Source organism: Streptomyces sp. NPDC017202 (genome assembly GCF_044331705.1).
In the GTDB taxonomy this organism is placed as follows: domain Bacteria; phylum Actinomycetota; class Actinomycetes; order Streptomycetales; family Streptomycetaceae; genus Streptomyces.
In genome coordinates this window covers 1-13,122 of sequence record NZ_JBIRNP010000030.1, presented here as the reverse complement: position 1 = coordinate 13,122, position 13,122 = coordinate 1, and the positions used below count along the sequence as shown (strand labels likewise).

General features: G+C 71.9%; 7 protein-coding genes. 6 read left to right on the top strand and 1 reads right to left on the bottom strand.

The genetic code is table 11. The features are described from left to right. Positions 1-549 precede the first annotated feature (549 nt). Positions 550-936 (top strand): peptidase inhibitor family I36 protein, encoded by a 387-nt coding sequence (locus ACH4N1_RS32920; protein ID WP_398103725.1) that lies wholly within the window; start codon positions 550-552, stop codon positions 934-936. Between the two features lie 564 nt (positions 937-1,500). Here the strand turns inward: ACH4N1_RS32920 and ACH4N1_RS32915 are convergent. After that, the gene (locus tag ACH4N1_RS32915) at positions 1,501-1,662 is read right to left on the bottom strand and encodes an AAA domain-containing protein (RefSeq protein ID WP_398103722.1); all 162 of its coding nucleotides are present in this window, start codon (positions 1,660-1,662) and stop codon (positions 1,501-1,503) included. A gap of 487 nt (positions 1,663-2,149) precedes the next feature. On the opposite strand from ACH4N1_RS32915, the gene ACH4N1_RS32910 reads away from it, so the two are divergent. From ACH4N1_RS32910 to ACH4N1_RS32890, 5 genes are all read left to right on the top strand, one after another. Beyond that, positions 2,150-6,121, top strand: a complete 3,972-nt coding sequence (locus ACH4N1_RS32910; RefSeq protein WP_398103719.1) for a PglY protein — start codon at positions 2,150-2,152, stop codon at positions 6,119-6,121. Then, entirely contained in the window at positions 6,121-8,922 is a 2,802-nt protein-coding gene (gene pglZ, locus ACH4N1_RS32905; protein WP_398103716.1) for a BREX-2 system phosphatase PglZ, read from the top strand. Before ACH4N1_RS32910 ends, pglZ begins: the two co-directional genes overlap by 1 nt. Continuing rightward, the gene (gene brxD, locus ACH4N1_RS32900; RefSeq protein WP_398103713.1) at positions 8,919-10,253 is read left to right on the top strand and encodes a BREX system ATP-binding protein BrxD; all 1,335 of its coding nucleotides are present in this window, start codon (positions 8,919-8,921) and stop codon (positions 10,251-10,253) included. Before pglZ ends, brxD begins: the two co-directional genes overlap by 4 nt. Continuing rightward, a complete protein-coding gene (locus tag ACH4N1_RS32895; RefSeq protein WP_398103710.1) occupies positions 10,250-12,406 on the top strand; it encodes a DEAD/DEAH box helicase in 2,157 nt (718 codons plus the stop codon). Before brxD ends, ACH4N1_RS32895 begins: the two co-directional genes overlap by 4 nt. A 229-nt stretch (positions 12,407-12,635) precedes the next feature. After that, on the top strand, positions 12,636-12,971 hold the full coding sequence (locus ACH4N1_RS32890; RefSeq protein WP_398103707.1) for a DUF2399 domain-containing protein: 336 nt from the start codon (positions 12,636-12,638) through the stop codon (positions 12,969-12,971). The last annotated feature ends 151 nt before the right edge of the window (positions 12,972-13,122 follow it).

The following is a 13,122-nucleotide window of genomic DNA, read 5'->3' as shown; positions in this document are numbered from 1 at the left end:
GCCGTGATGCGCGCGTACGGAGTTTCCGGCATGCCGGGATTTCGGCTTTCCGGTATTGACTCGATTGCCCGCGGTAGGAAACAGGCCTCACGCGGATACACCTGCACACCCGTCATCGGCCAAAAATTCACCCTCATTCAGGAGTGTCCCCGCGGGCGGTGCGGGCCGCGGCTCCACAGTCTGTCCGAAAGGCCGACCGGCTCGCGGCAGGGCCGAAAAGTGAATCGATTTCCCGCCATGCGACCCCTCGCCGTGTCGACCGCGGACGGCTACGCGCCGTCGCCGAGCAGGGGGGCGTTGTCCGATAGTGCACTGGACACCCGTGTCATCCGCGTCCTACGGTAACTCTGGTTACATCGGGTAATCGCACTGGGTGACGCCGGATGAGATGGCGGGTGGGGTGAATCACCGGGCACTGGTGGGCGCGAATCCGCGCGGGTCGCACCGGAGGCAATTGTTTGCCCGACGGTGCTGCAACTGTGCCGAATTCCGTGATGTGACCTTCCCCTTCCTTTCTTCATCGGCGTTGACCGACAACGGAGGAATTCTGTGAATCTGAAGCGCAAGTCGGCTGTGGCGCTCTCCACCCTCGCTCTGGCGTTTGCCGGCATGGCGGCCACCGCCACCCCCGCGGCAGCCGTCGGGGGATGCCCTTCCGGAAAGCTCTGCCTCTACGAGGGCACCAACTACACGGCCCTCACTTTCACCAGCGCCAGCACCAAGCTCTGCTTCGACCTCTCGACGTACGGCAGCGGGTTCGGTCTGGGCGTCCGTTCGTACGTCAACAACCTTCCGGTCAAGGCTGAGATCTTCCACCGCACCAGCGCCGACACCATCGTGCTGGACGGAACCATCAGCCCCGGCGGGTTCAGTTCCAACACCGGCAGCGGCTCCTTCGGGAAAAGCGGCGTCGTGTGCACGGGCGGAGCGCGATAACCCGCTCGGTCTTTCCTGACGGGCCGCCGACTCGGTCGGCGGCCCGTCGCGTTGCCGGTGCGGCGATCCTGCCCGGCCTCAATGCCAGTGACTTGAGGGACCGGGTCCCGGCTTCGTGGGGCCTTCGTCGACGGGCCGATCGAGGCTGTGCGTCAGTGCGGGGCGACGGCCTCGGCCGGGCCCCGGCCGACATGCGGAGGGTGCCGGTGTCTGTCGCGTTTGACGCCGAAGCCGGACATCCTGCGGGTGAAGGTCAGCCGCGGAACCCACGGTTCCTTTCCCGCGGCTTGACGTTCGGGCAGGGCTTTGAACCCACACCTCGACTCAACTCCTGCCCCCACCCCCCTGATGTCCTGGTTCCAGGCGTCGCTGCGGCCGTTGCGCCCCGTTTGCAGACCGCGTCGTAGCAGCGCCAGAACCAGACGCCGTTCCTGTGGCGGCGCAGTTCGATGTTCGTGCCGCCGCTGGGCCGTCTCGGCCAGGCGCTCGCGCACCATGAGCGGCAGTGACACCCCGGGGTCGTCGGCGACCTCCCGCAACTGCGGCGGGCCCACGCGGGCGATGTCACCCGGACCGTGCCTGTTCTCCTTCACGCCCCCCCGACAGGGCGTTGTCCACGGCGACGTTGGTGGCGGACACCAGCAGCACTCGGTCGCCGCGGGCCGTCAGGTCGCCGATGGCACGCTTCAGCACCGTCGTCTTGCCGGTACCCGGCGGACCCCACACCAGATGCACGCCCTGGCCCGGGCACGCGCGGTAGGCGTCACCCTGCGCGGGGTGGAACCCCGGGGGTCCGGGACGGGAGCGGACGTGCCGCCGACCGACCCCGCGGCCAGGGCACTCGCCGGCGGCGCCTCGCCCAGCCCGGCGACGCCGTCGCGCAGGGCCGTGACGAGGAAGGCCGGCGGCCTGCCCCACCCGGTGCCGGCGCGGCTGCCTGCCGGCGCCGCCCGTGATCGCCACCGGTTCGCCCGAGGCCGCGGCGGTCTCCTCGCGCCACCCCACCCGTCGTCGCCCCTGCCCCCGTACCGCCGACAGCTCCCGCGCCGACCCTGCCCGGCGGAAGCCGCCTGTGATCCCGTGGGCACCCTCGGTACGGAGAATCCGCACCGACGGACATACGTGTCGGTGCCACCTGGCAGGATGGGAACGCGTCGAGAAGTGCGCGAGCCGTGCAGCCGAGCCACGAGCCGAGAGAAGGAACGACCGCCTGATGCCCACGAGCGAGCTCCTGCTGAAGGACGTCATCGAGATCAAGGAAGACGTCCACGCCGGCGACTTCAAGATCGAGCTCTCCCAGGGTTTCAGCGAGACCGACGCCCGGGTCGCCGAGTACGTGGTCACCGAGCAGCTCCAGAAGGCCTTCCGGGAGGCACTGGACCTCGTGGCGGCCTGCGTCAGGTCGGGCAATTCGGAAGCCGCCTACCTGCACGGCTCCTTCGGCTCCGGCAAGAGCCACTTCCTGACCGTGCTGCACGCCGTGCTCAACAACCACCCGGCCGTCCGCACCAAGCCCCGGCTGGTGGAGGTCGTGGCGCCGCACGACGAGTGGCTGCGGCGGAGCAACTTCCTCATGGTGCCGTACCACCTCGTCGGCTCCGCCGACCTCGACTCCGCCCTGCTCGGCGGCTACGTGCACACGGTGCGCGAGCTGCACCCCGAGAAGCCGCTCCCCCCCGTCTACCGGGCCGACGCCCTGCTCGCCGACGCCCGCACCCAGCGGGAGTTCCTCGGCGACGACGCCAAGTTCCTGCAGTGGCTCGGCAAGGGCGCCGCGGCCCTCACACCGAGCACGGCCGCGCCCGTGGAGGCCGACCCGGACGACATGCCGATGATCGACGGCGAGGCCGCGGCGCTGCCCGCCGGGACGTGGACCGGCGCCGACCTCGACCGGGCCTTCGCGGGCGCACCCGACGACCCCTACCGCGAGCGGCTGGTCTCCGCCCTGCTCAGCGGCCCCATGGCCGCCTACGCGCAGGGCATGCGCGGCGAGGCCAGCGCCTTCCTGCCGCTGGAGAACGGCCTCAAGGTCATCTCCCGGCACGCCCAGTCCCTCGGCTACACCGGGGTCGTCCTCTTCCTCGACGAACTGGTCCTGTGGCTCCAGGCGAAGATGGGCAACCAGGACTTCGTGCGCGACCAGGTGCAGCGGCTGGTCAAACTCATCGAGTCGGGGGACAGCGGCCGGCCCGTGCCGATCGTGTCGTTCATCTCCCGCCAGCGCGACCTGTCCCAGCTGATCGGCTCGGACGTCGTCGGCGCCGACGTGACCAACCTCGAAGCCCAGATCGAGTACCTCGCCGAGCGGTTCAACGTCGTCGACCTCGAGGACAGCAACCTCGTCGAGATCATCAAGCACCGCGTGCTCGCCCCCAAGCCCGGCATGGAGTCCGTGCGCGACGACGCCTTCAAGCTCGTCGAGTCGTCCAATGACGAGGTCCGGCAGATCCTGCTGGACGCGCAGGGCCGCACCGAGGCCTCCTGGGACGACTTCCGGGAGCTGTACCCGCTCTCCCCGGCGCTCCTCAACGTCCTCGTCGACCTGTCGGGCGCCCTCCAGCGCGAACGCACCGGCCTCAAACTCGTCCAGGAGCTGCTGCGCCGCCGCCGCGACGACCTGAAACTCGGCGAACTCATCCCGCTCGGCGACCTGTGGGACGTCATCGCCCACCGCTCCGGCGCCGCGTTCACCCCCCGGCTGCGCAAGGACGCCGAGACCGCCGACGACTTCCACGGACGGGTGCGCGAGGAACTGCTGCGCAAGTACAAGAACCCCGACGACAAGCGGTTCCAGGCCGACGAGCGGCTCGTCAAGACCCTGCTGCTGGCCGCGCTCGCCCCCAACGTGCCCGCCCTGAACCGGCTCACCGGCACCCGGCTCGCCGCCCTCAACCACGGCTCGATCCGCACCCGGGTCGGAGACGCCGGCTCCGTCGCCGCCAAGCGGCTTCGGGAACTGCAGGTCTCCTTCGACAGCGAGCTGCGCAGCGAGGGGGACAGGACCGACCCCGTCTTCCACCTGCACCTGTCCGACATCGACGTCGAACCGCTCCTCGAAGAGGTGCAGGGCGTCGCCGACCAGCTCGGCTACCGACGGCAGTGGATCAAGGACCAGCTCTGGCACGAGCTGGGCATCCAGGACACCCAGCCCTTCGTCTGCGAACGGGACGTCGTCTGGCGCGGCACCAGACGCACCGTCGAGTTCGTCTTCGGCAACGTGCGCGACACCCACCTGCCCGACGACGAGTTCGCACCCCAGCAGCGCGGAAACCTCCGCATCGTCTTCGACTACCCCTTCGACGACGGCGACCACGGCCCCATCGACGACCTCCAGCGCGTCAAACGGCTCCGCGGGGCGGGCCGCACCGAGCCCACGCTCGTCTGGCTGGCCGACTTCTTCTCCGAACAGACCTCCCGGCAGCTCGGCCGCCTGCTGAAGATCAACTACCTGCTGGAGCGCGACCGGCTCGAAGAGCACACCGCCACCCGCCCCGCCGAGGAGCGGGCACAGATCCGCAACCAGCTCAAGGCGTCCCGCGACAACATCAGCGGCCACCTCACCGAGGTCCTGCTCCAGCTCTACGGCATCAACCGCGCCGAGCCGGAGAGCGTCGGGGCGACCCTGCCCGACGGGGAGCACCTGGTGTCCCTGCTGCCGGGCTTCACCCGCACCCGCCCCGAGCCGTCGGTCGGCTTCGAACAGAACCTGCTGCTGCTCGCCGACGGCATGTTCGCCGCCCGCTACCCCAAGCACCCCGACTTCGACCCGCGGCTGACCCGCAAGGCCATCACCGTGCGCGAGCTCAAGACCACCATGGAGTGGATCGCCCGGGCGATGGAGGACGGCTCCCGGCGGGTCGTCGTGGACAGCCACCAGCTGCCCGTCGTCAGGAAGATCGTGCACGCGCTCGGCCTCGGCGAGGTCCACGACGGACCGCTCAACGTCAGCAACGACTGGCGGCTGCGCATCAACAAGAAGGCCGCCGAGAACCCCGACACCGGCGCCGACCTCGCCGTCGAGACGATCCGCGACTGGATCACCGAGCTCGGCTACGAGGGCCTCGACCGCAACGTCGGCAACCTGATCATCGCGACCTACGCGCTGCTCGACGACCGCACCTGGATCTACCAGACCCAGACCGTGCCGCAGGCCCCCGAACTCGACCGCATAGTGCCCGGATACGGTCTGCGGGCCGTCGCCCTCCCCGACGAGGACACCTTCGCCACCGCACTGCGACGCGCCGGAGCGGTCTTCGGGCAGACCGTGTCGCCGGTGCTCTTCGCCAGGAACGTCTCGCGGCTCGCCGCGCAGGTGCGCGCCGTCGCCGAGGAACACCGCACCGCCGTGGGGGAGACCCGGACACTGCTCCAGGACAACGCCGTACGGCTCGGTCTCGAAGGACCCGGCGGCGTGGACGCGCCGCGGCTGAAGTCCACGAAGGCCGCCGCCGACCTGATCACCCGGCTGCTGCGCGCCACCGACGCCACCGGACTCACCCGGGAACTCGCCCAGGCCACCTATGAAGTGACGGACCGTCAGATCGGTGCCGCGCTCAAGCAGGCCCCCGAGGTACTGCGGGTGCTGAGGGCACAGCGCGACGGCCGCTGGTCCGACCTGGACATGGTCCGCGAACTCGCGGGCCGGGCCGACGGCGTCGGCGACCGGGCGCAGCGGCTGCTGGACACCGTCCGCCGGGCGGCCAACGCCCACGAGGAGGACGAGTCCCTCGTCCCGGTGCTGGACTCGCTGCAGGAGTCGGCCGTGGCCCTCATGCGGGAGGCCACCCGGCTCGCCCAGGCGGCCCGGCCGGCCGAACCCGTGCCGCCCGCCGAGCCGACCGCGGAGGACGTACGCCTCACCCGGCACGGCACGCCCCCGGTACCCGTGGCCCCCGCCGTTCCCGCCACCGAGCCGGACCGGGACCCCCCGGCTTCCCGACCGGGCCCGCGGGACCCGCGCGTGGGCTACGCCGCCGATTCCGCCCGCCGCCCCGCCGCGTACGTCATCGAACCCACCCAGGTGGAAGCCACCCTCGCGGCCACCGTCGACGGACTCAGCGCCGACATCCGCCACTTCCTCACCGCGCACCCCGGAGCCCGCGTCCAGGTCACCTGGCAGGTGATCGAGGACGCCCACGGCGAGACCGGAGCGGCCGGCCGGGACGAGAAGGAGACCGAACGCTGATGGCGCTCCTGCCACAGGTGGGACGGCGCACCGTCGAGGCGCTCCTGGACCGGCACGCCAAGAAGCTCGCCGAGCACAGCCTCGTGCTGGTCCACGGACAGTACGCGGCCGGCTCGGCCACCACCTTCACCGCCGAGGTCGGTGAGCGGACCCGCCGTGTCACGGTGCGCGACGAGTCCTCCGTCCTCGGCATCCTGGCCGCCTGGCACAGCCACCGCGACGAGGCCGCCCCCGACGACCTGCTGGTGGTCACCACCGGCGTCGACGACGACCAGCTCGGCTGGGACCTGCGCGGGCACGCGGTGCACCGGCGCACCCTCACCGTCGAGAAGGCCGAGATCGTGACGCAGCGCTTCGCGGCCTCCGGACTCGACGTGCGCATGTACCGCGAGGACTGGCTGCTGCAGGCCCTCGTCGACGCCGAACCCGCCGGACGGGGATGGCCGCGCACCGCGGGAGTCCTCACCCGGGACGCCGCCCTGCGCGCCCTGGTCGTCGAACGCCTCGGACTCGACCACCCGGACATCTCGCCCCACGCCCCGGCGGAGGCCGCCGTCGACGCGGACGTGCTGCTCGCCTGGTCGCGCACCCCCGCCGGGCCGCGGCGTTTCGCCGAACTCGGCGACACCGAACGCGCGGAGCTGAAGAGGTGGCTCGGCGAGATCGCCGGTCCCGCCGTACCCGTCCTGCTCACCCTCGCCGAGACCGGGCGCGGACACGACGCGATGGCGCTCGGCCTGCTCGGCGCCGCGCTGCGCGACCCCGCCGTCGACCCCGACGTGGCCCTCGCCGTCGGCGGCCTGTTCGGCAAGGCCGGCCCGCGACGGGGCGAGATCGGCGCCTTCACCGACGCCGTGGAGGGCACCCTCCTGCGCTGGATCGCAGAGGCCGCAGGTTCGGTCGACGCGCGCCACAAGGTGTTCGCCGTGCTGCAGCGCGCCGACGACCTGGCCCGGGACGCAGGACTCACCGCCGGTCTCGGCGGCAGCCGTTTCCTCCTGTCCAGCTTCGCCGCCCAGCTCGCCGCCGTCGTCGAGGGCGCCCACGCGTCCCCCGCCCGAGGCGAGTGCGCACTGGCCGAGCTGACCGGACACGCCCTGGCCGGACTCTTCCCCGACCGGGTGCGCGTCGCCGAGATGGCCGTACGACTCGCGCGGTGGCTGCGCCAGGGAGCACCCCCGGTGACCTCGGTGGCCACGGGCGTGCGCGACCACCTCGCCGAGTGGGGGTGGGCCGACCGGGCGCTGTCCGTTCTCTGGGCCGGCGACCCCGGCGGCGACCCGGCCGTCGCACGGAGCCTGCGCGACCTCTACGAGGACGGGCGCGCCCAGCGAGACCGGCTCGACGAGCAGTTCGCCCGGCACCTGGCCGGCTGGACCCCGAACGCCACCGCCCAGCAGCCGGGCGGCTGCCTGGTCGTCGAGAACGTCCTCGACACCGTCGTGCGTCCCCTGACGGCGGGCGGAGCACCCCTGGTGATCGTGCTCGACGGAATGAGCAGCGCCGTCGCCGCACAGCTGGGAGAGGAGGCCGAACGGGAAGGCTGGCAGGAGATCGTGCCCCGGCCCGACGAAGGCGCCCGGAGCACCCGTCTCGCGGCCGTCTCCATGCTGCCCTCGATCACCCGCACGAGCCGGGCGTCCCTGCTCAGCGGCACGGCCGTCCAGGGCGGACAGTCCACCGAGACCTCCGGGTTCGCGGCCTTCTGGAAGAAGCGCCGCAAGGACGCGGTCCTCTTCCACAAGGCGTCGATAGGGGGAGACGCGGGCCACTTCCTCGCCCAGGAACTCACCGCCGCGCTCGCCTCCGACGCGGTCGTCGGCGTCGTCCTCAACACCATCGACGACGCCCTCGACTCCGGTCAGCAGGGGCAGCGCACCGTGTGGTCCCTCGGCGACATCACCTACCTGCGGGAGCTGCTGGCCGCCGCCCGCAGCTACGCACGTCCCGTCGTGCTCGTCGCCGACCACGGACACGTCATCGACCGTGGCCGCGGCCGGGTGACCCCGGCCGCGGACGGCGGCGGGTCGGCGCGCTGGCGGCCCGACACCGACGCCGGCGACGGCGAGGTCGTGCTGCGCGGACCGCGCGTCCTCGAAGGAGACGGCACCATCACCGTTCCCTGGCACGAGGACATCCGGTACGCCGCACGCCGGGCCGGCTACCACGGCGGTGCCTCCCTCGCCGAGATCACCGTCCCGGTCCTCGTCCTCCTCCCCTCGAAGGAACTCGCTCCGCGCGACTGGGAGCCGCTGCCCCGCGAACAGGCCGCCCCCTCCTGGTGGAAGGCCGTCGCCACGCCCCCCGCCGAGGTGCCGGAAGCCCGGACGCAGAACACCGCGCAGCCGGTGCGCAGACCGGCGAAACCCGCACGCCGGCAGGACGAGGAACTGTTCGGCACCGACGACGTGGTGATGCCCGAAGCGGCACCGCAGACCACGCCCGCTCCCGCGACCCTCGGCGGGCGCGTGGTGGCGAGCGAGGTGTACGAGGCGCAGAAGGAGTACGTGCGCAAGGCCCCGGAAGGCAAGGTCGTCGCCGCCGTGATCGACGCGCTCGCCGCCGCCGGGGGCACCATGTCACCCGCCGCCCTGGCCGCCGCCATCTCGGCGACCGGCCGGGTGCGGCGCAACATCGAAGGCTTCGTCGCCACCGTCCAGCGCCTGCTCAACGTCGAGGGGTACCCGGTGCTCGGCTTCGTCGACGCCGGTCACGCCGTGAAGCTCGACGTCGCCCTGCTCCGGGACCAGTTCCTGCTGGACGGAGCGAAGGCCGGGTCGCCGAAGAAGGAGACGTCATGAGCGCCGCGGCCCCCGCCAGCCCCGTACGCATGCGGGAGGTCGTGGACGCGCTGCGGCGCGGCACCGTACCGCAGGCCGGGCTGGACCTGCTCGCCGTCGGCCTGGACCGGTTCGAGACCGCGCTCGACGACGACCTGGCGGCAACGGCACGGGGCGGAGCGGCGTTCCACGCCGTCCGCGGCGAGTACGGCTCGGGCAAGACGTTCTTCGCACGGTGGCTCGCCGAGCGCGCCAAGCGCGCGGGACTGGCCACGGCGGAAGTGCAGATCTCCGAGACCGAGACCCCGCTGCACCGGCTGGAGACGGTCTACCGCAGACTCACCGAGCGCCTGACGACCGCCACCCATCAGCCCAGCGCACTGCGCGCGGTCGTCGACTCGTGGTTCTACACCCTGGAAGAGGAAGTCCTCGACGCCGAGGAGACCGACGAGGAGGACGAGGCGGCACTCGCCGCGGCCGTCGACGCGCTCATGGAGCGCAGACTCGCCGACGTCGCCAGGACCACCCCCGCCTTCGCCGCCGCACTGCGCGGCTACCGGCGGGCCGTCGCCGCCGGAGACGGGGCGACGGCGGAAGCACTCATCGCCTGGCTCGGCGGCCAGAAGTCGGTCGCTGCCTCCGCCCGTCGCAGTGCCGGCGTCCGGGGGGACCTCGACCACTTCGCGGCCCTCGGCTTCCTGCAGGGGCTGCTCACCGTGCTGCGCGACTGCGGTCACCCGGGCCTCCTCCTCGTCCTCGACGAGATCGAGACCCTCCAACGCGTACGGGGCGACGTCCGCGAGAAGGGCCTCAACGCGCTGAGGCAGCTGCTGGACGAGATCGACGCGGGCCGGTTCCCGGGACTCTTCCTCGTCATCACGGGAACCCCGGCGTTCTACGACGGACAGCAGGGCGCCCAGCGGCTGCCCCCGCTCGCCCAGCGGCTGGCCACCGACTTCACGACCGACCCGCGCTTCGACTCGCCGCGTGCCGTCCAGCTCCGGCTCCCGGGATTCGACCTGGCCCAACTCGGCGAACTCGGCCGTGCCGTGCGCGACCTGTACGTCCGGATCGCACGCCATCCCGAGCGGGTGACCGCGCGGGTCGACGACGCGTATCTGACGGAGCTGGCCAAAGCCGTCACCGGCGGACTCGGCGGCAAGGTCGGCGTCGCGCCCCGCGTGTTCCTGCGCAAGCTGGTGGCCGACGTCCTCGACCGCGTCGACGAGTTCGAGGACTTCGACCCCCGCACGCACTACGCGCTCACCATCACCTCGTCCGAACTCACCGAAACCGAACGCAACGCGGCCGCCTCCGGGGACGCCGGCGCCGTCGAACTGGAACTGCCGTGAGCGGCGGGGACCTCGACCCGGCGCTCCTCCACCACATCGTCAACACCCTGGGATGGCGGAGCCTGCGTCCCCTCCAGGAAGCAGCCGTCACCCCCCTGGTCTGCGGGGACGACGCCGTCCTGCTCGCCCCGACAGCGGGCGGCAAGACCGAGGCGGCCGCTTTCCCCCTGCTGTCCCGGATGGCGGGGGAGCGGTGGAGCGACACCTCCGTCCTCTACGTGTGTCCGCTGAAAGCCCTGCTCAACAACCTGCTGCCGCGGTGGGAGACCTACGCATCCTGGCTGGGCCGCACCGCGGCCCTGTGGCACGGAGACACCACGGCCGGTGCCCGCAAGCGGATCCTCACCGCACGTCCCGACGTCCTGCTCACCACGCCGGAATCACTCGAAGCGATGCTGGTGAGCGCGAACGTCGACCACACCTCGTTCTTCTCGGGCCTGCGAGCGGTCGTGGTGGACGAGGTGCACGCCTTCGCCGGTGACGACCGGGGATGGCACCTCCTCGCCGTACTGGAACGACTGCAACGGGTCGTGGGCCGACCCGTGCAACGTGTCGGCCTCTCGGCGACCGTCGGCAATCCCGACGCACTGCTCACCTGGCTGCAGGGCTCAGGAGCGGGCAAGCGGCCGGGACAGGTGATCGCCCCCCACCTCGGCGAGCCCCCGCCCAGGGCGACCGAGGCCGCGTTCCCCTCCGCCGCAACCGGTGGACCGGCCACCGTCCCCCCGGGAGACGTCCAACTCGACCACGTCGGCTCGCTCGACAACGCGGCCACCGTCATCGCCGCACTGCACCGCGGCGAGAAGCGCCTCGTCTTCTGCGAGTCACGGCGATACGTGGAGGAACTCGGGGAGAAACTCCTGGCGAAGGGCATCACCACCTTCCTCTCGCACGCCTCGCTCTCCCTCGACGAGCGCCGACGTGCCGAGGCCGCCTTCGCCGAGGCCCGCGACTGCGTGATCATCTCCACCAGTACGCTGGAACTCGGCATCGACGTCGGAGACCTGGACCGGGTCATCCAGATCGACGCCCCCGCCTCGGTGGCCTCCTTCCTCCAGCGGCTCGGCCGTTCCGGACGCCGTGAGGGCACCGCACGCAACTGCCTGTTCCTCGCCCTGGACGAGGAAGGCCTGCTGGGAGCGGCCGGACTGCTGCTCAAGTGGTCCCAGGGATGGGTGGAGCCCGTCGTGGCGCCACCGGAGCCCCGGCACATCGTCGCCCAGCAACTCCTCGCCCTGTGCCTGCAGGAGAACCATGTGGGCGAGCACCTGTGGCAGGAATGGTGGAACGGACTCGGCCCCTTCGGCGCGTCGGCCGAGCCGATCGTGCGCCACCTCGTCGACCAGGGATACCTGGACCGGGACGGCGGCATGCTGTTCATCGGCCCCGAGGCGGAACGGCGCTTCGGACACCGCCACTTCATGAACCTCACCGCCGTGTTCACCGCACCACCGCAGTTCACCGTCCTGCAGGGACGGACGGAGATCGGCCGGACCGACCCCAGCCTCCTCACCGAACGGGTCGACGGCCCGCGTCGCCTTCTCCTGGCCGGCCGGAGCTGGCAGGTCACCTACATCGACTGGCGGCGCAAGCGCTGCTTCGTCGAACCCGTCGACGGGGGAGGCAAGGCCAAGTGGAGCAGCCCCGGCTTCGGTTCGGCGGGGTCCTACGAACTCACCCGTGCGGAACGCCGGGTACTGCTGGGTGAGGACCCGCCCGTGAAGATGACGGGGCGGGCGACCAGCGCCCTGCGACGTGCCCGTGAGGAGCACCTGGAGCGGGTGCATCCCGGCGGCACCCTGATCATTCAGGACGCGGGGGGACAAACGCGTTGGTGGACCTGGGCGGGCCACCGCGCGAACGCCACCCTCGCCGCCACTCTCGACACGGTCGCCGTACCGGGACAGCACGTCGACGACCGCTGGATCCGGCTGCGCGAGGACGTCACCGTGGACACCTGGAGTGAGCTCAAGAAGGATGCGGCCGACCGGTTGTGCCTGCCGGACGTCGACGAACGTGCGGTACGCGGCCTGAAGTTCGGCGATGCCCTGCCGCCACGCCTCGCCGAGGCCACCCTGTCGGCCCGGCTGGCCGACACGGAGTCCGCCGCCGCCGTGCTCACGGAACCGGTGCGGTTCGTCCGGCGCGGATGACGACACCACCCACCGTTGCGGCCGGGCGAGGGGAACGAGCAGCCTGCCGCTCCGGCGAGGGGGCCGACGGGGCGGTGAGTCCTCCCGGTGAGCCGGAGCAGACCGACATCGTCGACGGCGCCGGCGGGCAGGGATCCCTGTGGACGTGAACCGTCCGACACCCCTCCCGGTCGTGAGGGAGACCGGGCGACGAGGGGATCGTCACTGCCGGAGGCCCGAACCGGCGTCGATGCCGAGCGTCTCGCCCGCCTGCCCGGCGACCCCGGCCTCGCCTGGTCCGTGGACCGCGTTCGGGAACGGCTGCTACGCGGACGGCCGCTGGGGCGGTGTACGCATCGCCACGGCACTGGCGAGAAACGTCCCTTGGCGACCCTGGCGCTACGGGGCCGCCGACTACCGGGCAGCGGTGGCCGCAGCGGACCGGGCCCCGGATCTGACGGGCCCGTCCGCCGCGACGCCCTGGGATCCTGCCCTGGCCGCCGCCCTCGTCGAACACGGTGTCCGGGTCGAAGAGGAGGCGGTGATGGACGACCTGCTCGCGGACCTCGGTCCAGGAGCCCATTGAGGGGCGTCCCGAAAGGGACCGTGCTCGTCAGCGGCCCCGGCCCGGACACCCCGGTTCCGTCCCGTGAAAATTTCGGGGAATGGTCGTGGGAGTCGGGGGTAGGCGGGTGCTTGCGGGGAAGACGGGCCGGCGACGACGGACCGGTGGTGTC

Bases quoted from the DNA above. Each gene is read 5' to 3' on its own strand.
- ACH4N1_RS32890 (WP_398103707.1), top strand. From the start codon at position 12,636: ATGCCGAGCGTCTCGCCCGCCTGCCCGGCGACCCCGGCCTCGCCTGGT.
- ACH4N1_RS32910 (WP_398103719.1), top strand. From the start codon at position 2,150: ATGCCCACGAGCGAGCTCCTGCTGAAGGACGTCATCGAGATCAAGGAA.
- pglZ (WP_398103716.1), top strand. From the start codon at position 6,121: ATGGCGCTCCTGCCACAGGTGGGACGGCGCACCGTCGAGGCGCTCCTG.
- brxD (WP_398103713.1), top strand. From the start codon at position 8,919: ATGAGCGCCGCGGCCCCCGCCAGCCCCGTACGCATGCGGGAGGTCGTG.